The 22388-nt window shown below is 62.2% G+C and carries 21 protein-coding genes; 6 read left to right on the top strand and 15 right to left on the bottom strand.

Annotated features, from left to right (window positions below; genetic code table 11):
* Window positions 1-28: 28 nt before the first annotated feature.
* The 3 genes from AB4O05_RS14995 to AB4O05_RS14985 are packed head-to-tail and all read right to left on the bottom strand — an operon-like array spanning window position 29 to window position 2974.
* Window positions 29-1321 (bottom strand): NAD(P)/FAD-dependent oxidoreductase, encoded by a 1293-nt coding sequence (locus tag AB4O05_RS14995; RefSeq protein WP_460136833.1) that lies wholly within the window; start codon window positions 1319-1321, stop codon window positions 29-31.
* Window positions 1322-1378: 57 nt separating this feature from the next.
* On the bottom strand, window positions 1379-1801 hold the full coding sequence (locus AB4O05_RS14990) for a RidA family protein (RefSeq protein WP_460136834.1): 423 nt from the start codon (window positions 1799-1801) through the stop codon (window positions 1379-1381).
* A gap of 33 nt (window positions 1802-1834) precedes the next feature.
* The gene (locus tag AB4O05_RS14985; protein ID WP_460136835.1) at window positions 1835-2974 is read right to left on the bottom strand and encodes a tyramine oxidase subunit B; all 1140 of its coding nucleotides are present in this window, start codon (window positions 2972-2974) and stop codon (window positions 1835-1837) included.
* 185 nt (window positions 2975-3159) lie between these two features.
* Between AB4O05_RS14985 and AB4O05_RS14980 the strand changes: the two genes are divergently transcribed.
* From AB4O05_RS14980 to AB4O05_RS14960, 5 genes are all read left to right on the top strand, one after another.
* Window positions 3160-3987 (top strand): AraC family transcriptional regulator, encoded by an 828-nt coding sequence (locus tag AB4O05_RS14980; protein WP_460136836.1) that lies wholly within the window; start codon window positions 3160-3162, stop codon window positions 3985-3987.
* A gap of 158 nt (window positions 3988-4145) precedes the next feature.
* Window positions 4146-4892 (top strand): response regulator, encoded by a 747-nt coding sequence (locus tag AB4O05_RS14975; RefSeq protein WP_460136837.1) that lies wholly within the window; start codon window positions 4146-4148, stop codon window positions 4890-4892.
* Complete coding sequence (locus AB4O05_RS14970; protein ID WP_460136838.1) at window positions 4889-5983, top strand: ATP-binding protein; 1095 nt, start codon at window positions 4889-4891, stop codon at window positions 5981-5983. Before AB4O05_RS14975 ends, AB4O05_RS14970 begins: the two co-directional genes overlap by 4 nt.
* Window positions 5984-6217: 234 nt before the next feature.
* Window positions 6218-6616 carry a hypothetical protein gene (locus tag AB4O05_RS14965; RefSeq protein ID WP_460136839.1) on the top strand — a complete coding sequence of 133 codons (399 nt, stop codon included), beginning with the start codon at window positions 6218-6220 and terminating at the stop codon, window positions 6614-6616.
* Window positions 6589-7509 (top strand): ABC transporter six-transmembrane domain-containing protein, encoded by a 921-nt coding sequence (locus AB4O05_RS14960; protein WP_460136840.1) that lies wholly within the window; start codon window positions 6589-6591, stop codon window positions 7507-7509. Before AB4O05_RS14965 ends, AB4O05_RS14960 begins: the two co-directional genes overlap by 28 nt.
* A 13-nt stretch (window positions 7510-7522) precedes the next feature.
* Here AB4O05_RS14960 and AB4O05_RS14955 read toward each other — a convergent pair whose 3' ends face one another.
* The 9 genes from AB4O05_RS14955 to AB4O05_RS14915 form a co-directional block, all read right to left on the bottom strand.
* Window positions 7523-8464, bottom strand: coding sequence for a helix-turn-helix domain-containing protein (locus tag AB4O05_RS14955; protein WP_460136841.1), 942 nt, complete (start codon window positions 8462-8464; stop codon window positions 7523-7525).
* A 72-nt stretch (window positions 8465-8536) separates the two neighbouring features.
* On the bottom strand, window positions 8537-9316 hold the full coding sequence (locus tag AB4O05_RS14950) for a 2-keto-4-pentenoate hydratase (RefSeq protein ID WP_460136842.1): 780 nt from the start codon (window positions 9314-9316) through the stop codon (window positions 8537-8539).
* Complete coding sequence (locus tag AB4O05_RS14945) at window positions 9313-10920, bottom strand: bifunctional 3-(3-hydroxy-phenyl)propionate/3-hydroxycinnamic acid hydroxylase (protein WP_460136843.1); 1608 nt, start codon at window positions 10918-10920, stop codon at window positions 9313-9315. The genes AB4O05_RS14950 and AB4O05_RS14945 overlap by 4 nt, the downstream gene beginning before the upstream one ends.
* A 61-nt stretch (window positions 10921-10981) precedes the next feature.
* Entirely contained in the window at window positions 10982-11584 is a 603-nt protein-coding gene (locus AB4O05_RS14940) for an amino acid synthesis family protein (protein WP_460136844.1), read from the bottom strand.
* A gap of 11 nt (window positions 11585-11595) precedes the next feature.
* The gene (locus AB4O05_RS14935; protein WP_460136845.1) at window positions 11596-12054 is read right to left on the bottom strand and encodes a VOC family protein; all 459 of its coding nucleotides are present in this window, start codon (window positions 12052-12054) and stop codon (window positions 11596-11598) included.
* Between the two features lie 11 nt (window positions 12055-12065).
* On the bottom strand, window positions 12066-13106 hold the full coding sequence (locus AB4O05_RS14930; protein WP_460136846.1) for a WD40/YVTN/BNR-like repeat-containing protein: 1041 nt from the start codon (window positions 13104-13106) through the stop codon (window positions 12066-12068).
* Window positions 13107-13118: 12 nt separating this feature from the next.
* Window positions 13119-13913, bottom strand: a complete 795-nt coding sequence (locus AB4O05_RS14925; protein WP_460136847.1) for an SDR family NAD(P)-dependent oxidoreductase — start codon at window positions 13911-13913, stop codon at window positions 13119-13121.
* Window positions 13914-13940: 27 nt separating this feature from the next.
* Window positions 13941-15431 (bottom strand): aldehyde dehydrogenase family protein, encoded by a 1491-nt coding sequence (locus tag AB4O05_RS14920; protein ID WP_460136848.1) that lies wholly within the window; start codon window positions 15429-15431, stop codon window positions 13941-13943.
* Window positions 15432-15442: 11 nt separating this feature from the next.
* Window positions 15443-16984: an acetolactate synthase large subunit gene (locus AB4O05_RS14915; protein ID WP_460136849.1), complete on the bottom strand. Its 1542-nt coding sequence runs from the start codon at window positions 16982-16984 to the stop codon at window positions 15443-15445.
* A 248-nt stretch (window positions 16985-17232) separates the two neighbouring features.
* Between AB4O05_RS14915 and AB4O05_RS14910 the strand changes: the two genes are divergently transcribed.
* Window positions 17233-17991: an IclR family transcriptional regulator gene (locus AB4O05_RS14910; protein ID WP_460136850.1), complete on the top strand. Its 759-nt coding sequence runs from the start codon at window positions 17233-17235 to the stop codon at window positions 17989-17991.
* A gap of 37 nt (window positions 17992-18028) precedes the next feature.
* Here AB4O05_RS14910 and AB4O05_RS14905 read toward each other — a convergent pair whose 3' ends face one another.
* The 3 genes from AB4O05_RS14905 to AB4O05_RS14895 all read right to left on the bottom strand — a co-directional run bounded on the left by AB4O05_RS14905 (window position 18029) and on the right by AB4O05_RS14895 (window position 22325).
* The gene (locus AB4O05_RS14905) at window positions 18029-19354 is read right to left on the bottom strand and encodes an alginate export family protein (protein ID WP_460136851.1); all 1326 of its coding nucleotides are present in this window, start codon (window positions 19352-19354) and stop codon (window positions 18029-18031) included.
* A gap of 3 nt (window positions 19355-19357) precedes the next feature.
* A complete protein-coding gene (locus AB4O05_RS14900) occupies window positions 19358-20788 on the bottom strand; it encodes an aldehyde dehydrogenase family protein (protein WP_460136852.1) in 1431 nt (476 codons plus the stop codon).
* Between the two features lie 88 nt (window positions 20789-20876).
* Window positions 20877-22325 (bottom strand): APC family permease, encoded by a 1449-nt coding sequence (locus tag AB4O05_RS14895; RefSeq protein ID WP_460136853.1) that lies wholly within the window; start codon window positions 22323-22325, stop codon window positions 20877-20879.
* Window positions 22326-22388 lie beyond the last annotated feature (63 nt).

Here is a 22388-nt window from a genome sequence, read left to right as displayed (position 1 = left end):
TTTCTGGGACTGTCGCGGTGCATGCGACCTAGAAACGATCAAAACGATAAGGGCTCGGATCGATGATCGGGGTATGCCCGCTGACTATATCGGCCGCCAGGTGACCCGCCGCCGGCGAGGTGCCGAAGCCGTGCCCGGAGAAACCGGTGGCCACGGTCAACCCAGGGATCTGCAAAACGGGCCCGATCACCGGGTTGGAGTCCGGGGTCACGTCGATCGTGCCTGCCCAGGCCTGGGCTATCCTGGCTTGCTCGAATACCGGCCAGGCCGCCTTCAGGTTGTTCATCGCATCGTTGTTGAGCTGCGGGTTGGCGGCAGGGTCCTGCACGCGCACGCGTTCGAACGGGCTGACACTGTCAGCCGACCAGCGCCGCGAAAGCGCCAGGTCTTTAAAGAAATACTTGCCCAGCGACACGTTCAACACGCTGCGTTGCGCACGAAATTGCGGCATGTATTGCTTGGCCAGCAACAGGTGATCGAGGGTCAGGAAGGCATCCAGCTTACCGCGCTGGGTAATGATGAAGCCGCCATCCTTGTGCTTGCGAAAGGAGAAGTCCGGCGCGCCCACGGCAATTTCCGTGGGGCCCTGCATCGGATGGGTGCGCAACACCGAACAGGTCAAGGCCAGGGTCGGCAACGACACCCCGAGGTTGCCCAAAAAGCGCCGCGACCACATGCCGCCCGCGAGCAACACCTGGTCGCAACGAATCTCGCCTTTTTCGGTGACCACGCCACTGACCTTGCCGGCGGACATCTGCAGGGTACGCACCGCACACTGCTCGATAATCACCACCCCCAGGGCCATGGCGGCCTTGGCGATCGCACTGCTGGCCAGGGTCGGCTCCGCACGGGCATCAGACGGCGTGTAGATCCCGCCCGCCCAGTCACCCGCGCCGCCCGGCACCAGCGCCGCGATCTCGCGCTTGCTCAGCAATCGCGAGTCAAGCGACAGGTGCTCGACCGATTTGAGCCAGCCTTCATGCATTGCCATTTGCGCTTCATTGCGGGCAACGAACATGATGCCCTCCTGGCGATACCCCACATCCGCGCCAACCCGCTCGGGCATTTGCGCCCACAAGCGATCCGCGGCCAGGGCCAGCGGAATATCATGGGCATGGCGGCTGGTCTTGCGCACCCAACCCAGGTTGCGCGATGACTGCTCGGCGGCAATACGGCCTTTTTCCACCACCACCACCGAGATGTTGCGTTCGGCCAAGGTCAGCGCGGCCGTCAGGCCGATGATCCCACCGCCGATGATGACGACGCAGGCCTCGGAGGGAAACACAGTGGACGTTGTCACGGGCGCTATAGTCGGTGCCATGATCAAGACTCGGTAAACGAATAAGGGCGGCCACGCCTGCGCATGGCCGCATTACGATTATTGCGACAGACGAATGACGTCGACTTGCGCCTTGGACGCACCGCGATAGGCCGTCACTTCCAACTCCACTTTGTACACCGTCGATCCCAATGGCGGGCAGGTGACCGTGCTGGCCGGGTCGACGCCGCGAAACTTTTCGCCGATCAGGGTCATCACGGCAGGAACATCCTTGGGGTCCTGGATGAACACCCGCGAACACACCACATCCGCCAGGCTCGAATCGACCGCTTTCAGCGCCGACTCGATGTTGGCAAATACCTGGTGCGTCTGCTCGAGGACATCTTCCGGGATCAGCTTGGTCTGCGGGTTGCGGCCTGCGGTGTTGGACACGTAGATCCAATTGTCCACGACCACCAGGCGCGAGTAGCTGCCCTGATCTTCAAACGGCGAACCGGTCTTGAGCTTGATGATTTTTGTCATAGCGAATGCCTCGTAGAGAAAGTGTGGGATGGCTTAACGCAGTACCGGGGTTTCCCAGAGGTTCAAGGTCACGCCGATGCCTTTTTCGATGGCATTGCGGTACACCACCGTGCCCCAGGCCACGTCTTCCACCGGCATGCCGCCAACCGACATGATGATGATTTCTTCATCGTGCAGACGGCCCGGCGCGGCCCCGGCGATGATCTTGCCGATGTCCTCGACGTCTTCGAGGCGCATCTTGCCTTCGGCAATCATGTCCATGAAACGCACACCAATGACCGGCACATTGTTGTGCGCAGGCTTGGGCAATTCTTCAAACCAGGCCTGGTACAAACCGGTGTTGTCCAGCACCTTGCGTACGTCGAGCTGTTCCATCCCGGCATCGAGCGAGCAGGACGCCGGCATGGCCAGGAAGGCACCTGGCTTGACCCATTCGCGCCGCACAATTGGGTACATTGAGGGGTCACCTGTTTCGCCGGAGCTACAATAAGTAACAAGGTCCGAGTCGCGGACCACCTCTTCGAGTGTGCCCACCACGTTTATCGTGGTGATCTGCGGATACGTTTCCTTAACCCACGCGATAAAGTCGTCGAGACTCTTCTGGCCACGGCCTTTGATTTTCAGCGTGTCGATGTGCGGGCAGACCGCCATGAACGCCGCCAGCGTGGTTTTGCCCATCACCCCTGGGCCGAGCAGGCCGACGACTTTCGAGTCCTTGCGGGCCAAATGGCGCGCGCCCACGCCGGGAATCGCACCGGTGCGGTACGCCGACAGCAGGTTGGCCGACATATGCGCCAAGGGTGCGCCCGTGTCGGGATCGTTCAGGGTGAACATCAGGATGGAGCGCGGCAGGCCTTTTTCGCGGTTGGCGATATTGGAGCCGTACCACTTCACCCCGGCGGTGCAAAAGTTGCCGCCCAGGTAGGCGGGCATGGCCATCATGCGTCGATCAGCCGTGGGCTTGGGCATCTTCGGGAACGGCGAATCCGGCGGAAAAATGACCATCGCGCCATGGGAATCATTGTTCGGGCCGGCCATGCGGTAGTCACCGGCATACAGCAAGCCGAACATCTCTTCCATGGTATTCACGCACGCCAGCATGTCGGTCACGCCCGCGCGGATCATGTCTTGCTCGGAGAGGTAGATGAAGTCGATTTTTGTATTTGTGGACATAATTATTCTCGGGCTGAAGGTGATATCGCTGCGGTAGGCGCAGCTCCACGCTGTCGACGTCGAGTATCAAGTGGGGGTCGTGGGCGGTATTGTAAATTTCGGACATCTGCGGCGACCCGACGCGACAGAGTTGGCGCGATTAATGCGTGAAAATTCGCGTATTGCGGCAGTCCCAAGGTGTAACCATGATCAAACAGAGCGAGCCGACTCCCCGGCACCATACGGCGAACGAACAACCCTGGTTCGTGCTCAACTCTTCACGCTATTCGGTAATGCCTTCCGGGCACCCGGCGATCTCGCATTTCTACGCCTTCGATGTGGCCCTATCGACCAATATGATGGCCGTGCCGGACGGCTGCGTGGATATTGTTTTCGACTGCGATGCCACCCGCCCCAGCGCCAGGATCTGCGGCACACCGCTGTCCGCCCAGGCCGTTGAATTGCAACAGCACCATCACTACTTCGGCGTGCGTTTTTCACCGGGCATCGTTCCCGGTTTCATCAATGTGCTGGCCGAAGATCTGACCGAACGGGAACTCGACCTGCTGGAGGTCTCGGGGTTTGCCCAACGCATTTTCGAAAGCATCGTTCAGGCACCGCTGCTGGGCGATCAAATGCGGCTGTTCAACGACTATCTGGCCCCGCGCCTGATGGGTAAAACGTCCAGGCTTACGGCCATGGTCATCCAGCAGACCCTGCGCCATCGCGGTGACATTCGCATCCAGCAACTCGAGGACCTCAGCGGCTACACCAGCCGTACCTTGCACCGCCAGTTCAGCCAGGACACCGGCATGTCGCCCAAGACGTTTTGCCGAATCATCCGCTGCCAGGCCGCCCTGGACACCCTCAACACCCAACGCGATGTGTCGTTTTCGCAGTTGGCCCTCGACCTGGGTTTTTCCGATCAATCGCACTTCCTGCGCGACTTCAAGAAACTGGTCAGCACCACGCCCTGCGACTACCAGCGCAAAATGATGCAGAACGCCTACAGCGACAGAATCAACTACGCCTGACCAGGGCGTTCGCAAAAAAACCGCCTCTCCATCATTTCTCCATAAAACCTCCCATGAAAGCGCATGCTCGTGGTGCACAGTGCTCTTCGTCGCCCCGTGGAAAATTCGCCATACTGCGATGAGCCAATAGCACACGGCCCCCAAGACCCGAGCAGACCATGACCGAATCGCACCTTGCATCGACAGCACCGAACCTCGCGGACAAACGCCAGGCGTTGGTATTGATCGCCGAAGACGAACCCGAAATCGCCGACATCCTGGCGGCCTACCTCAAGCGCAGCGGCTTCCAGACCGCGCATGCCCTGGACGGGCGCCGGGCCCTGGAACTGCATCAGACGCTCAAGCCCGACCTGGTGCTGCTGGACGTGCTGATGCCGAAACTGGATGGCTGGATGGTGCTGGCCGAGATCCGGCACCGGGGAACCACCCCGGTCATCATGCTGACCGCGCAGGACCAGGACATGGACAAGCTGATGGGGCTGCGCATCGGCGCCGACGACTACATCATCAAACCGTTCAACCCCGCCGAAGTCGTCGCCAGGACCCAGGCCGTACTGCGTCGTTCGATCGACCATGGCCACGACACCCGCCAGAGCGTGCTGCGCGTGAATGCCTTTGAAATCGACATCGACAGCCATGAAGTCAGCGTTCAGATCGGCGCGCAGAAGCACGCCCTGAACCTGACGGTCACGGAGTTCAGGTTGCTGGCCCAGTTGGCCAAGGCACCCAAGCGCGTCTTCAGCCGCGCCGAGTTATTGGCCCTGTGCTCGCCCGAAAGCGACAGCCTGGAACGCACGGTCGACAGCCATATCAGCAAGTTGCGCAGAAAAATCGAAGACCTGGGTCTACAGGGAGTACCGACCAGCATCCGCGGCGTGGGCTACCGATTCGGGAGCAGTACATGAGAATCGCCAACAGCTTGAGCCGACAGATCATTCTGTCGATGTCAGCCGTGGTGTTGTGCGTGATCGCCCTCGCGATCGTCGGGTCCTACGTGTTTTACGCGCTGCTCTGGATGTTCTGGCCGCCGTCGGACCTGGACCTGGACGAGTGGCTGCCCACCGGCGTGGAATGGGCCTGGATGGCGCTGATCACCTGTATCAGCCTGGCGGTGGGCGCCGTGGTGGCGATCAAATTGGCGCGCCGCATTCTCATGCCCTTGAACTCTGTCGCGGCCAGCCTTCGCCGCCTGGCCGATGGCGACCTGGACGCCCGGGCGGTCGCTTCCGACCGCCCAATGGCAGAGGCCGCCCTATTAGTGGATGACTTCAACAGCATGGCGACACGATTGAAACGCATGGCCGAAGAACAGTCGTTCTGGAACGCCGCCATTGCCCACGAACTGCGTACCCCGCTGACCATCTTGCGGGGCCGGTTGCAGGGTTTGGCCGAAGGGGTCTTCACACCGGACCAGGCACAGTTCTACAGCCTGCTGTCCCAGGTGGAAGGCTTGACGCGCCTGATCGAAGACCTGCGGGTCGTCGGCCTGGCGGACAACGGTTACCTGGAAGTCCATATGCAAAGCGCCGACCTGGCCAAGGAGATCGAGGCAGACGTCGACCTGTTCGAACCGGGCCTGCTGGCCAACGGGTTTGTGCTTCATCTGGACCTGCTCAAGCAGCCGCTCCATTGCGACCCGGCGCGGATCCGCCAGGCCTTGCTGGCCATGCTGGACAACCTGAAACGGCATGCAACGCCAGGCAACGTCACCGTACGCCTGAGCAGCCAGCACGGCCTGAATGCCTTGAGCGTCGCCGACGAGGGCCCGGGGATCGATGAAGCCTTTGCAACCCATGTCTTTGAACCGTTCCAGCGCAGGGAAAGCTCCCGCTCCCGCGCTCAGGGCGGCAGCGGCCTGGGGCTTGCCGTGGTGCGCGCGATTGCCCTGGCCCACGGCGGTACCGTGACCTGCCGGAACCTGGAGAGCGGCGGCACCTTATTCGAACTGAGTTGGCCCGACCAACTCGCCCCCTCTGAATCCAACCGCCTCAGGTGAAGGCATGTGCCTCTCTTTTTTTCGCGCCAACCGCGCTCAACACTGTCACCACTTTGCCTTGCTCGACCTGCAGGGACGCTGTATCGCTTTCAAGAGTTGCGAAGGGATTCCACGCAATGGCGAATGGGTGCAAGTCAACGAAGTCAATCTCGCCTGGCTCAACCGGACCCTGCCGGCACGCGCCGTCGTCAGGTCACACACCCTCCCCATATAGTTCACTCACGGGTTGCCTGTATGTCTACTCACTACCGCGATCGAAACACGACCGACTCGGCACTGCTGGAAGAATCCGTCAGGTTCTACAGCGCCAAGCTCAGGAAGTTGCAGCGCTTCTGGATTCCCCTGCAAAAACAGGCACCCCGTCTGGTGTTGTTGCTGTGGGTGGTTGGCGTTACCGCGTCGCTGTTCACCCAGTCCTATTCCCACTGGGTAATTACGGCTCCGGCCATTTGCCTGCTGATCACCCTGGAAATCGTTATCGAAGAAGTGCAGACCGACCTCTTATTGATGACCGAGGAGACCCGTTATCTGCTCGACGTCACCCGCAGCCTGTATATCAGCACACTGAGTTCTCCCCCGCGCCCTATGCGCAAGCCAGGTAACCCATGTCTTCCGTCACACCTCCAATACTGATCGAACACAGCCGCAGGATCGGTCAACAGTCCGCTAGCCAAACACTCAAGGCCATCGCCAAGGCTTATCCCGGCAAATTGTTTTGCACCCTGTCGCTGGTGGCGTTGGAAAACGCGCTGCTGCTGGCCTACCCGCTGTTTGCGGGGTTCGCCGTGGACGCGATCATCCGTGGCGATGCCGGCAACGCGCTGTTCTATGCGGCCGTGGTCCTGGGTTTCTGGGTGGTGGGTGCCGCGCGACGAGCCCTGGACACCCGCACCTTTACCCGCATCTATGCCGACCTGGCGGTGCCGGTGATTCTCAACCAGCGCCTGCAACGCCACAGCACCTCGAAGGCGGCGGCGCGGGTGGTGTTGGCGCGGGAATTCGTCGATTTTTTTGAAACACACGTACCCACTATTGCCACGGCGCTGGTCTCGATCATTGGCGCGGCGGCCATGTTGCTGGTGATTGAACCCTGGGTCGGCCTGGCGTGCCTTGTCGCGCTGGGGCTGTGCCTGGTGGTCGTGCCAGGCTTCGCGCGGCGCAACCAGCAATTGCACGAGCGCCTGAACAACCGCCTGGAAAAAGAAATCAGCCTGGTCGACAGCGTTGGCGCCCCCACCCTGCGCCGTCATTATCAGGTGCTGTCGCGGTTGCGCATTCGCTTATCCGACCGTGAAGCGATCGCCTTCCTGAGCATCGGCATCATCGCGGCGTTGCTGTTTGTGGTGGCGATCACTCAACTGGCCCTGGCACCGGCGGTAAAGGCCGGGCATATCTATGCCGTGATGACTTACCTGTGGACGTTCGTCAGTTGCCTGGATGAAGCTCCCAGCGTGATCGACCAGTTGGCCCGGCTCAAGGACATCGGCAAACGCGTGGATCCGGGGTTGGGCGAAACCGCCAGCTGACCCCTGGTCGCCGTCAGCCCAGCGCCCGTCGGGTTTCGGACGGCGACTCGCCAAACAATGCACGGTAATGCGCGGCAAAGTGGCTCAGATGGAAAAACCCCATGGCCACCGCCACCTCACCGACGTTCTGGGAACTGGCGGGGGTGGCGATCAAACGTCGGCGCACGGCATTGAGGCGCAGGTTTCGCAGGTACTCGACCGGGCGCATGCCGGTCACCGCCTGGAAACTGTTCTGCAGGGTCCGCCGGCTCACCCGCAAGTGTTCGCACAGGTCGAGAATGCTCAACGGCGTATCGCCACTGGCGTCGATCAATTCCTGGCAGCGCTTGACCAGGTAAGCACTCACGGTGAAATTGCCGCGACGGCAACGCACCTCGTCGGTGGCGTTGCTGAACAAATCGAGGAACGCCATGAGCAGCTCGTCCTCGAGCATTTTTTCGGCGGTGGTGCTGACAGCGTCCGGTTGTTCCAGAAGGTGACAAAACAGCGGATAGATACGCTGGCGGATACGCAGCAGTAACGCGTCGTCCACGCAGAGCTGGGAGCGGGTGCTCAGGCGCTTGAGCTGATCGCAGGACAACTCGAACGCTGCCAGTTTGGCGAAACGTACCGTGTCGACATTGAAGGCGAAGAAGTGCGTGCCTTCAGGCGCATGCAACACGAACTCCTCACTGTCACGCAACAACACCACGCTGTGCCTGCCCACCTGCTGCCCCTGCACAACCGGCTCGCTGCCCAACGACATCGCCGCGCACAGGCGTCCCTTGGGCGCATAGCCACGCTGCACCACGCGCTTGTCCAAGACTTCCTGAAAAATCTGGAAGCGGTCGGCGGACAACTGGCGCAGCTCACTGGTCAGGCAGCCACGGCCGAGCTGGTCGTAGACTTGCCGCCATCCCTGGATGGAGCCGGCGTGTTGTTGAGAGTCATTGAAGGTTCGAACTTCAGCAAGCATGGTGGTCGTTCCTCGGTGGCCCGTTGTTTTTTTCGGCCTGAAAGGGACTTAAGTCATCCTTGACGGCTCGGTTCACACAGGGGCGGTGTCCGCGGTGAAAACCAAAGCCAGTTCCGTGCCAAACATATGCAGGCGGTAGGTGGTGGGCTGAATGTTCATCGGCGCCAACAGCGCCCCGGACAGCACCACCTGCCCTGCGGCCACCGGCTGGCCGTCGGCCAACAAGCGGCGAATCAACCAGCACAGATTGGCCAGGGGCTTGTCCTCACGGTCCTGGGTATCGCCGTCGCCACAGGGCGCGCCCGCGCATTCCAGGCGATAACCGACGTTGGCGTGCCGTACCGGGTCGAACGCAATGCGCGGCCCCAGGCAATACAGCCCCGCCGCCGCGTTATCGGCCAGAAAGGCCCCCACGCCGAATGTCCAACCCTGCCAACGGCAGTCGGCAATCTCGAACGCCGGCGCAACCTCACCGATGGCCGCCAGGATCTCCTCGTCGCGGTAGTCACCCGGCGCCAGGTCGCGCGCCATGACGATGGCCATCTCGATCTCCAGCTTGGGCTGGATCAACGATGAAAGCGCCACTGCCGTGTTCGGCTGCACGCGCATCCGATCGGTCAGGCCGCCATACACCGGCTGATCCAGGCCGAAGCGCCGTTGCGCGGCGCTGCCGGCGAAAGCGATCTTCCAGCCACTCAACTGTTCGCCCGCGGCCAGGCGCCTATCCAGCGCCTGGCGTTGCAACGCGTACCCGGCAAGCAGATCCAGCGCCTCTGGCTCCAGCGGCGCAATGGCCTGCGCCAGGCGCGTGGCCTGGTGCAAGCGCTCCAGCAGCGGGTGATCGCCGTTCATGACAGCTGCTCCGCCAATTTACGCAGGACACCTTCAAGCCGCTCAGGCGTGGTAATGGCGGCGACGAAGCGGTCCGGACGCACCACTACGATGCAGTCACGCACCTTGGAGAACCATTCACCGAGGCGGTTATCCACATCCTCCACGCTGATCGCGTCCGTGGCCGTCAAGGGCTGGTTTCGGCCGATGCCACTGCGCGAGCGGTTGACCTGAATGAAACGGGTGTCCCAGCGCGCCCAGAAAGTGGCCATGTCTTCGCTGAGCTGCTCACGTGGGTTGACCCGGTACCCCAACACCGCATAGGAACTGCCCAGCACATCATCCAGGCGCCGACGCTGCCCCTGGGCGTCTTCGATATACGGCTGCACAAACAGCTGGCCGACCAGGTCGTCTTCGCGCAATTCGGCACGCTCGTGATAGACCAGGCCTTTGGTCAGGGTGGCCTTGGGTTTGAACTTGAACTCAAGCAGGTGTGAGCGCAGGTTGTCGACGCTGTTCACCGCCTGGAACAACCAGTCACGCACGCCGGCCATCAACGGGTTGGTCAACCCGAGCACGGTGCCCATATTGTCGGCCAGCGCCACCAGCTCGGTGGCGTGGCCACGGCGCTCCTGGTCATAGCTGGCGAGGATCTTATGGGAGGCACGCCCCTGGATGATGGCCGCCAGTTTCCAGGCCACGTTGGCCACGTCGCGCAGGCCGGAATTGAGGCCCTGCCCGGCCCAGGGTGGAGAAATGTGCGCCGCATCGCCCACCAGCGCCACGCGCCCCTCGACAAACCGCGCCGCGACCCGCGAGTGGTGGGTATAGGCACGAATGCGGATGATGTTGAGCTGGTCGACGGCGTCGCCGATATGCCCATGTATGAGTGTGCGAATAGTCGCCTCTTCGCACATTTTGCCTTCGTCTTCGCCCTCCATCAGCATGAATTCCCAGCGCCGCTGCTGATACGGCAGGTAGATGCACACAAACGGCCGCTGCGGATCGGCATGCAGCGCAGTATAGGGCGCATCCAGGGTGTCATTGGCGGTGTCGACCACCACCCATTTACGTGGGTGGGTCAACCCGATCAGCTCGACACCGAGTTTTTTGCGCACGGTGGAGCGCCCGCCATCGGCACCGATGACATAGTCGGCGCGCAGTTGATATACCTCGCCCCGGGCATCGCGCACCTGCAGGGTGACGCCGTCGCCGTCCTGCTCCAGTTCGAGCATTTCATGGCCTTGGCGCAACGTGACACTGGCACGCTGCACGAGGGTTTCGCGCAGCGTGCCTTCGAGCAGCTGCTGCATGAAAATGTTGCGCATCGGCCAGCCGTACTGGGCGGTACTGGGCTTGACCTCGGCAAAACACACACCGCGCGCGTTGTAATAACGCAGCGGCACATCGCAAATCATGTCGCGTACGGCCAGTTCAGCCACGCCGATACCCTGCATCACGCGCAGTGCTTCATCATCCATGCCCACTGCGCGTGGATACGGCAGTATGCCGTCGGCAAGCTCAAGGACGGTGCAGTCGATACCGTACATCCCCATATAGTGCGCGGCGGTGATCCCGTTGGGTCCGCCACCGACAATGACAACTTGGGTCTTCTCCTGCTTCATCGCTATTCACCGCTTCTTGTTGTGGTTTTAATCCGGCGTCGCCGTAGCCGCACGCTTTTAATCAATGCAGTCCGTCAATGCCTATGACGTCTTCAGCCTGCAGGCCGCCCAGCCTTGCATGCAAGCGCCCGCGAGTGGCGAAGGCCCAGATCACGATCACTTCATCCGGTGCGGGGCCGTCACCGAACATCAGCGACATGCTGTCATAGTGGGAACGCACATACAGCGCATCCTTGTGAGCCAGGGGTACGTCAATGGTCGAACCCGGGCCGCCACGCTTACCGGTGGAGGGCACCCACGACTTACCGCCACCCAGCGCGACGCGGATCGGATCGGCGGCCGGGTTGGTCAGGAAGGCGTTGCCGTGCTCGTACTCGCCCGCGCTGCCCACCAGGATCGCCTTGCCATAGCTGACAATCTCATGATCACCGGCCAGTGCCAGGATGCGCCGGCCAAACTCTGCGCCCAGCAGCGGCGAAGAGGCGACCAATTGCTCGAGGTTCTCGCTGTAGCGCCCGGCATAGGGGTTGTGGATCACGGCGGCCACGGCGTACTTGAACAACGGTTCGCCGTCGGCCAGCTGGCCCGTTTCATTGGCCAGGGCTTCTTCGACAAAGCTGTACCATTTGCGGATGTGATAGGTCGCAAAATTCGCGGTTTTCATCAGGTTTACCTTTAAAGGGGATCCAGTGGGTCCAGGTTGAAATGTCGGCTGGGCGCGCCGGCGGCCTTGAACCGGGCCTTGCCGAGCGCGTCGTCATGTTCGGTCTCGAGAAAAAACTCCATGCGATTGCCGTCGGGGTCGTTGAAGTACACGCCATGGCCGATCTCGTGATCGGTGATCTTCACCACCTCGACGCCCTTGCCCAGCAACATGCCGTAGAGCTGGCGCAAGGTGGTCATGTCGCCGGCAATTTCCAGACCGTAGTGCTGCAATCCCAACCCGCCCTGATGGGCGCCGGGATCTGCACGAATCAAGGCAATGTCGTGATGCTTGCCGCCAAACGCCATCATGACCCAGCTCTCGCCACGGGCACTTTCGTGCATGCCCAGAATGTCGGCGTACCAGCGTGCCGACACATCAGGGTCACTGACCCAGAGCGATAAGTGAGTACGCAGGATCTCGACCTTCATGACGATACTCCTCAGTGTTTTTTGACGATGGATTGGTGCCCGGCCTTGATCTGCGCCACTGCTGGCGTCCAGAGCACGTCAGCGATCTCGCTGAATTCGCGCCAATGCTTCTGCCAGCCGTCACCGCCATTGTCGGAGGTGAACAGGTGTCCATACTTGGTGCCCGCCACGATCTGGCGCGGGTTGGCCGGGTTGAAGGCGATCGCCCAGACACAGGAGTTGGGCTGTTGTGGCAGGGGCAGCACTTCCCAGCTTTGCGCAGCGTCGCGGGAAACCAGGATCTTGCTGGTGGTGCCGGGCGTGCCGTCGGAAATACTCAGGTACAGCTGGTCCTGTGTGCCCAACGGCGCGTTCATGGCGCGTATGTAGTACAGGCCGAAGGCTTCGCGACCGATGATGCCGGTCCAGGTCAGCCCCTCGTCCAGGCTGCGGTAGACCGCGTTGACGCAGACCACCACGATGACTTTCTCGCCATGGTTGGGCAGTACCAGGATGTTGTGGATGTCGGAGTTGAAGTCCCACAGCAGGCGATCATCGACGCGGGTCCAGCTGTCGCCACCGTCACGCGAATGGAACAGCCCGCCCTCCTCCAGGCCGAACCACACCTGGTTGCGGTCGGTGGGGTCATAGGCGAAGGCCAGCAGGCGTGGGCGGCTGACGCCGTCACAGAACTCCGGAATCTCCACCGGCGCACGGTCCCAACTGGCGCCACCGTCCAGGGTGCGCCACAGCACGGCGCGCGAAGGCGCACCCGTGCCGACGAAAATCCGCTGTGCATCCTGGGGATCCACCGCCACCTTCCACACGGTCTCGCCGTTGAACGGCGAGTCGACCCGGTGCCAGTGCCCGCCGGTGTCATGGCTGACACACAGACCGATATCGGTGCCGGCATAGATCACTTCCGGCGTGCCGGGGTGCATGCTCAGCGAGCGGGTGATCGCGTCGAATTCCAGGTCTTGCCCCAGGCCCAGGCGATGCCAGGTCTTGCCATCGTCGGCGCTGCGGATCACCGCCTGGCCAACGGTGGCGACTAAAAGGGTTCCGCTACTCATCACTGATACTCCTCAGATATAGATGCCACGGGTCAAACCACCGTCGATACCGATGGACTCGCCCGTCACCGCGCCGGCCTTTGGCGACGCCAGGAAACCAATCAGCCAGCCCATTTCCATCGGCGCGAGGGTGCGGCGAATCGGCGTGGCGTCGATGTAGGCCTGCTCGACCTGCTCCGCCGTCTTGCCTTGCTTGACGGCTTCGCGCTCGTACAGCTCCTGGATATGCGGCGTGTCCACGACGCCTGGGTGAATCAGGTTGACCGTGATGCCCGATGGGCCCAACTGGTCGGACAGGGTTTTGGTCATGTGGGCGATGGCCAGGTTGCGCATGCCCGAGAGGACTTTGCTGCTGCGCCCGGTGAGGCCGCCGATGTTGATGATGCGACCGAAGCCGCCGGCTTTCATGTGCGGGGTCACGGCCTTGGCGCAACGGAAGTAGCCGATCACCTTGGTGTTGAGGTCCGACAACAGTTCCTCGTCACCGGCGTGTTCGATGTCGTTGCGCACCACACCCGACGGTGCTGCGGCACCATTGACCAAGATGTCGATACGGCCGAAGTGCTTGTATGCAGCCTCGACCATCTCCGCCACGGCTTTCATGTCATTGGTGTCACAGAACAGCGGCAGGACTTCATTGCCGGTCTGTGCGCTGATCTCTTCGGCGGCCAGTTGCAGGAACGCCATACGGCGCGCGCAGATCACCACCTTGCAGCCTTCCTCGGAGAGAAAACGTGCGACTTCCTTGCCGATGCCCATACCACCACCGGTGACAATGGCCACGCGGCCTTTCAATTCCAGATCCATAGCAACTACCTCTTGTGATTATTCTGTTCAGGCCAGATCGACAAACACGCTTTTGGTTTCGGTGTAGGCATCGATCACGTTTTTTCCCATTTCCCGGCCCCAGCCGGATTGCTTGTAGCCGCCGAACGGCGACGCCGCATCGACCACGTTCCAGCAGTTGACCCACACCGAGCCTGCTTTGAGTTGCGCCGCCACGCGGTGCGCCGAACGCAGGTCGCGGGTCCACAGGCCGGCCGCGAGGCCATAGGGCGAATCGTTGGCGCGCAGCACCAGGTCGTCGATTTCGGTCCAGCTCATGACGGTCAGCACCGGCCCGAAGATCTCTTCGCGGGCCACACAGGCACGCTCGGCGCGATCCAGAAACACGCTGGGGGCAATGAAGTGACCACGCTCCAGGTGGGCCGGACGCCCGCCACCGCAGATCAGTTCGGCGCCCTCCTCCTGGCCGCGTTGCAGGTAGCCCTTGACCGTATTGAGTTGGCGACCCGACACCAGCGGGCCCATGCTGCTGGCAGGGTCCAGGCCGTTGCCGAGCACGTGGGCGGCGGCATGCCGTTCCAGCTCTTCCAGCACCTGGTCGAGCACGCTGGCGTGCACGTACAACCGCGAGGCGGCGGTGCATACCTGACCCTGGTTATAGAAGATGCCATCGGCGGCACCCTTGGCGGCGCGCACGATATCGGCGTCCGGCAAGATGATGTTCGGCGACTTGCCGCCCAGCTCCAGCGAGACCTTTTTCATGTTGCGGGTGGCCGCTTGGGCGATCAGTCGACCGACCTGGGTCGAGCCGGTAAAGGCAATCTTGTCGACGTCGGGATGCTCGGCCAGCGGTGCGCCGGTCTCGGCACCCAGGCCGGTGATCAGGTTGACCACACCGGCCGGGAACCCGGCGGCCTCGATCAGCTCCACCAGGCGAATCGCTACCAGCGGCGTCTGCTCGGCGGGCTTGAGCACCGCCACGCAACCGGTAGCCAACGCGGGGCCGAGCTTCCATACGCACATGTTCAGCGGGAAGTTCCACGGCACGATCAGCGCACACACCCCCACCGGCTCACGCAAGGTGTAGTTGAGCATCGGCGCACCACTGGCCGGCGACACCGGCAGCGTGCTGCCTTCGATCTTGGTCGGCCAACCGGCGAAGTAACGCAGGATGGTCGCCGCACTGGCCGCCTCGCCACGCGCGGCAGCGATGGGCTTGCCATTTTCCAGGGTGATCAACTGCGCCAGCTCCTCGCGGTGCTGGTCCAAAAGGTCCGCCAGGCGGAACAGCAGCAGGCCGCGCTGGGCAGGCGACTGCTGTGCCCAGGTGCCGGTGAAGGCCGAGCGCGCGGCGGCCACCGCCGCATCCACATCCCGTGCGTCGCCTTGGGCGACTTCGGTCAGGGTTTCTTCAGTCGCCGGGTTTTCCACGGCAAATCGCCGGCCAGCGGCAGCATCCTGCCAGCTGCCACCGATAAACAAGCGGCCTGGCCGGGCCAGAAAGGCCTGGACAGCGGGTAACACTTCGAATGCTTTCATCATCGACTCCTTCACAGCGCCATTTCGATCAGGCAAGGACCACCGTCGACACTGGCATTGGCCAGCGCCCGTTGCAGTTCGGCATTGGTTTGCACCGTGCAGGCCGGCACGCCGTAGCCTTTGGCCAGGGCTTTCCAGTCAATGCGCGGGCTGTCGAGCACGGTCAGGCGCAGGGCCTGCGGGTCCATCTCGGTCATGCCGAAACGACGCAGTTCGTTCTGCAAAATCGCGTAGCGGTGGTTAGCGGCAATCAGGATCACCACCGGCAACTGTTCGCGGGCGATGCTCCACAGGGTTTGAATGGTGTACTGCGCGCTGCCGTCCGATTGCAGGCAGAACACGCGGTTGCCCCGCTCCGCCAGAGCGGCGCCGAACCCCACCGGAATGCCCTGGCCAATCGCGCCACCGGTATTGGTCAAGACCCGATGCCGCGCGGCGCGGGCAGAGGCGGTGAAGAAGGGATAACCGCAGGTGCCGCCTTCGACCGAGACAATGCTGTCGTGCGGCAGAGCGGCGGCCAACACTTGCCCGATCGACTGCGGGGTCAGCTCGGCATCGCCGGGCGGCAAGTCGATACCCTGCGGGGTCGGCACGTAGGCCGGCGCATTCAGGGCGTCGGCCAGCGCGGTCAGCGCACCGGCCACATCGTCACCGACATCGGCCAACGCCAGCAGGCGGTCACGCTCCGCGAGACGCGAGGGGATGCCTTCGTAACCAAAATAACTGATGGGTTCCGGCACGCCGGCGCAGACGACCAGGTCGTACTGCTCAAGAATTTCAATCGCCACTTCCGGGAAGTACGGCAGGCGATCCAGGTCCGGCAAACCACCGCCGCGGTAGCTGAGCCGTGGAAAGGTCTCGGCAAACAAGCGCACGCCGGGCAATTGGGCCAGGCGCCCGGCGGCTTGCAGACCCGCGACCGATAACCCTTCGTCGCCGACGATAAACACCAGGCGTTGCCCGTCACGCAGTGCCTGCGCCACGCTCTCGACCCGATCACCGGCAAACCGGCGAACCGGCGCGCGCAGCGGGGCGAACACACCGTTGTGCGTCACGGTGTGGGCCTGCAGGTCCATGGGCAGAATCAGGCTGGCGATTTGCCCTTTGGCCTGCCAGGCCGCGCGCACCGCTTCCTGCAAATCCTCACCGATCCCGGCCGCCGTGCGTGAAGTGCGCACCCAGCCGGAGACGGTGCCGGCCAGGGCCTGGATGTCACTGGCCAAGGGTGGATCGTAGTTGACATGCCAGGAGGCGTGATCGCCGATCACGTTGACGATGGGGGTATTGGCGCGCCGTGCGTTGTGCAGGTTGGCGATGCCATTGGCAAACCCTGGGCCCAGGTGGGTCAAGGTCATCGCCGGCTTGCCGGCGATCCGGCCATAGCCATCGGCCGCGCCCGTACATACCCCCTCAAACAGCGACAACACCGGCTTGAGAGCAGGTGCGCTGGCCATGGCAGCCACCAACGGAATCTCGGTGGTCCCGGGGTTGGCGAAGCAGTATTCGATACCGCTTGCCGCTGCCGCATTCACTATCAGTTGCGCACCATTCATTTTCAGCCCTCTTGCTTGAGCATTTGCAGTGATGAGATTTATCACACGAAAATAAACATCCAACAAGCATTTTATTAGTATTTTTCTCATTTAATGAGATTTATGCGAGTTAAATGCGTCAAAAAAGCGACTCGAGATTGCGTTTTTCCGCCACTGCGGTAGTGTGGCGCCAGCGTTTGGCGCTCGCACGGGCGGCCCGATCAAGGCCCGCACGCAGCCGGCGTTCTCCCCCTTCTCTTAGGAACGAAATGAGCAGCCTGAGCAAATTGCTGGGTGTGCTGGACCTGTTTGGTCCCCACACACTGAAAATCGACCCCGACACCATCGCCGAACGCATGGAGCTGTCGCGGGCAACCGTGTACCGCTACGTCAAGGATCTGTGCGACGCCGGCCTGCTGACCCGCGTGGACGCCGGCAGCTACAGCCTGGGGCCGCGCGTCATCGAATTGGACTGGATGATGCGCCAGTACGACCCGATCCTCGTGGCCGGGCGCGAGCTGATGCACCAGCTGTCCGCCGAAACGGGCCTGGCGGTGTTCGCCAGCGTGTTTTACGACGGGCGCATCATCAACACCTACATCGCCGAACCCACCGACACCTATCACTTCGCGTTCGGACGCGGGCAACCGTTGCCCTTCTTTCGCGGCGCGCAATCGAAGGTATTGATCGCCTTTCAGAAGGGTCGCCGCCTGCAGCGCCTGTTCAACGAACACATGGCCGATGACCCCGACAGCCCGTACGACTGGGCGGGCTTCTCAAAGGCCGCGAAAAAGATCCGCAAGGACGGTTACTGCCTGACCCACGACGAACTCAACCTGGGCCTGACCGGTATCGCCGCGCCCATCCTCCAGGCGGATATCGACGAAGTGGTCGGCAGCCTGTCGGCCGTCGGCAGCAGCCAGAGCTTCAAGCTGCTGCGCGAGGAAACCGTGATCGAAATGGTGATGGACACGACGCGACGGATTGCCGAAAACATGCGCAACCCATCGCCCGCCACCGCGCCCTAGCCGACGCATCTGGACCTGGAACGCGGCGCCTGCAGGGTCAGAACGGCACGGCCACCGTCAATTGGCTATACACGTTGGTGCCATTGCCACCGACCTGGTTGCCACCGGTGGTCGAGTCCTGCTTGGGTTTGTACAGCCCCACCAATGGCGTGATGATCAAGTGCGGGTTAACCGCCCACTCGGCGTACACGTCCAGTTCGCGCGCATTGAGGTCCAGGGCATTGCGTTTACGCACCGTGTCGAAATCGAAGTACAGCGCGCCCAAGGTCAGGTTCTCCAGGGGCGTGGCCTTGAGCCCGACGTGCTGGATGCTGGTATTGGTGTTGAACGGCCCGGCGTAGTTGCCAGCCACTTCACCCTGGAACCAGGTCCCGTAGCCCATGCTCAGGCCGGTGAACATCGCGTCCCACTTCTGTGAGTAGCGGGTATAGCGATAAGTGACCTTGGGCGCCCAGGCGGTATCGGCAAAGGTGTAGCCCGCCTCGCCGTACCAGGCTTTTTCCGGCCCGGTGTCCTTGTCCTGCCAGGCATACTCGAACGCCAGGCTGACGTTCTGGATACCCGCATCACCTTCACCGCGCACGCTGTAGATATTCATGCCCTTGCGTTGGCGTTGAAAGTCGCTGGCCCATTGATCGTTCACGTCAATGCCATGCACCCAGGTCAAACCGATCGTGCCCGGCTTGGCGGTGTAATCCAGCGTACCGGCGGCCAGTTCGGTTTCGGCCTGGACACGGTTATCGGACTTGAGCCACATCATGCTGCCGTGCAGGCCATCCTGCCCGCCCAGGCGCAACACCGCGGTTTGATCGAAGGCGTGCCGGGCGGCCAGGTAATACGCCCCGCCACGGTTCATACGCCCATCGGCCGGACCCTTGCCCAGGTTCAGTCCGTCATCGTTGATCAGGAACCCTCGACCCACCTTGACCACCTGGCGCCCACCGGAAATGTCGACCCCGTCCTTGCCCAGCGCGGGGAACAAATCGCCGGAACGCCAGCCCAGGTAAGCGTCTTCGATCTTTGTCGTACGCTCGGTGCCAAGGCTATTGCCACCCGGATCACCATCGCCCCAGGTGGCGGAGCTGACCAGGGAGAATGCGCCGTAGGCGGTGCCATTGCCCCCCAGCGCCTGATCGCCACTCAAGCCGTATTTGATAAAGCCTTCACGCCAGGTCGACCCGCCCGACCTGCCATCGTAGTTCTTGCGGCTGTTGAATTGGCCGAACACCGCCGTCATGTCGGCGTTGAGATGGCGGCTGTCATCGCTGTACAGCTCATAGGCCTGTGCCTGATGGGTAGCGCCGAGCGCCAAGGTGCACAAAAGTGTGCAACCGAATACCGGATGATGTGAGAGATAACGCATGGTTCAAGCTCCTTGTTCGACATCATGCTTTCGCACAAATAACAGTTGTTGGCCGGTGAACTCCAGCAGTCCCTCAAGGCCGAATTCCACACCAAAACCCGACATCTTGCTGCCACCAAACGGCGTATTCGGCTGGATCTGCGCATGGCAATTGACCCAGGCAACGCCGCTTTCCAGGCGACTGGCCAAGGCCTGGGCCTGCTCGACATCCGGCCCCCAGACCGACCCGCCCAGGCCCATGTCACCGGCATTGGCGCGCTGCAATACCTCCTCGACATCCCGGTAGGCAATCAGCGGCAACACCGGGCCGAATTGCTCCTCGTCGACCAGGCGATGACCGTCGGTCACGTCGGCGACCAGTGTCGGCGGGTAGAAAAAGCCAGGCCGATCCAGGCGCGCGCCACCGCACAGTACCCGCGCACCGTTTGCCCGTGCGTCGGCGACCAATGCCTCCACCAGCGTCAGTTGCTCAAGGTTCTGCACAGGCCCGAAGGTGACCCCCTCCTCCAGCCCATCACCCACCACCTGGCGCGCCGCGATCTGCGTCAGCGCCTCGGCAAAGGCCTGGTACTGCGACTCGTGGACGTACAGGCGCTTGAGGGCCGCGCAAGTCTGGCCCATGTTCAGGAAGGCGGCCTGGAAGATGTCTTCGGCCACCGCTTCAACGGGGGTTCCCGGCAATACGATGGCCGCGTCGTTGCCGCCCAGTTCCAGGGTCAGGCGCTTGAGATTGCTCGCCGCGCCACGCATGACGCTTTGCCCGGTGGCGGTGGAGCCGGTGAAGACAATCTTCTGGATACCGGTGTGCGCGGTGATCGCGCTGCCGAAACCCTGTTCGCCGGTCACGCAATTGATCACGCCATGCGGCACATGGCGGGCGATGATCTCCACCAGGCCCAGGGTGCTCAGCGGCGTCAGGCTCGAGGGTTTGCTGATCACACAGTTACCGGCACGCAGCGCCGGCATGATGTGCCAGACGGCGATCATGAACGGCCAGTTCCACGGCGTGATCGACGCCACCACGCCCAAGGGCTTGCGGTGCAGTTCGACCCGTTGGGTGGGGGTGTCTTCCACCAGCTCCACCGCAAGCTCCTGACCCGCCGCATAGCGGGTCCAGGCGGCGGCTCCCATGACCTCGGAGAACGCCAGCGCCAGCGGTTTACCTTGTTCCTGCACAATCAGCCGGGCCAGTGGATCGGCGGCCTGCTCGATGTCCGCCGCGATCGCCAACAGACGCTCACAACGGTCAGCGTGAGTGCCGTGCCGCCAACGCTTGAATGCCGCCTGCGCCGCGTTCACGGCCTGGTCCAGCTGCCCCAGCGAACCGGCCGGGCATTGGGCGAATACGGCACCAGTCGCCGGGTTGATCACGTCGAACTGGCCCTGTTCACCGGCAACCTGAACGCCGTTGATGAGCATCTTGTAATTGTGCATTTGAAACCTTCCTTTCACACACGGACAAGCCATGCCGAACACCGGCAGGCTGGATTAGTCTGGTTGGTCGAGCGTTGACGAACTGGGCCTAAAGCTTGTGGCTACCCAAGGCAAGAAAGCGTTGCGGCGAGCTCTTGCGCAGGCGTGCAGCGAGCACGACGCCGATGATCAAGGCGGCGGGAATAATCGCGCAGAGGCTATAGGACAGCAGTTGGCTGGCACCTGTCAGCACGTCGAAATGCACCACCGCCAGCACCAGCACCGACACCAGCGCCAGGCACGAGAAACCGGGCAGGATACGGCCACGCCAGATCCCCACGTTGAGTTCAGGATGACGATGGAAGTAGGCGAACACCGCCACCGAAGTCAACGCCATCAACAGGATCACGCACAGCGTCGCCAGGTTGGACAACCAGGCAAACAGCTGCAGGATCGGGTCGGCATCCATCGCGGCGAACATCAGCACCACTACCGCCGCAATCAGACTCTGCAAGGCCGAGCCCATGTGCGGGCTCTGATGCACGCGGTGGGTGGTGCCCAACAGGCTGTGCAGCAACCCGTCACGCCCGATGGCATAGAAGTAACGCGCGGCGGCGTTGTGGAATGCCAGCAGCCCGGCGTAGATACTGACCATGAACAGCACGCGGATAATCTGGGTCAGGTGCGGGCCGACAAAGTGGTCGGACATGCCATAGATAAACGTGGTCGGGTCTTGCAGGGCTTGGAGCATCGGCACGATTTTGTCCGCCCCCACGCCTACCACCATCGACCACACCGAAATCGCATAGAAGCCGCCAATCAGCAGCACCGAGCAATAGGTCGCGATCGGAATGCTCCGTTGCGGGTTCTTGGCTTCCTCGCCGTAGATGGTCGTGGCTTCGAAGCCGATGAAAGCGGCAAAACAGAACAGCAAGCCGATTGACGGCGTACCGCTGAACACGTGGTTTTGGCTGAACGCATCGAGGTTGATACCGCTGTCGCCGCCGGTCTTGAGGATGGAGAAATCCAGGATCAGGATCGCCAGGTACTCGGCGATCACCACCACCGACAGCACCCGCGCCGACAGGTCGATCTTGCGATACCCAAGGATCGCAATGCTCGCCATCGCCATCAGCGAGTAAGACCACCAGGGCAACACCAGGCCGAACACGCTTTCCATGGTGCCACTGACCACCCCGCCGAACATGCCATACAGCCCGACCTGCAGGATGTTATAGGCAAACATCGCCAACACCCCGGCGGCACCGCCCGCCAGGCCACCCAGGCCACGGGAGGTAAAGGCATAGAAACCACCGGCATTGGTCACGTGGCGCGACATGGTGGTGTAACCCACCGAAAACGCCAGCAGCACCGCCAGGGCCAGCAGCAGCAAGGCCGGGGTACCGGCGCCGTTGCCCAGCATGATGCCAATCGGAAAGCCACCGGCGATCACGCTTAACGGACTCGCCGCCGATATCACAAAGAAGATGATGAAGCCCACACCCAGGGCACCACGCTTGAGCTCCGTGGAGCTGTTGACCGGGATAGATACACTCATGTTGTTGACCTTATTGTATGAGGCAGTCGCTGTAGGGGTGGCCCGACCAGACTGCATCGGTGC

The organism is Pseudomonas sp. S1_G07, from assembly GCF_054668565.1.
This window is presented reverse-complemented; position numbering and strand designations above follow the sequence as displayed.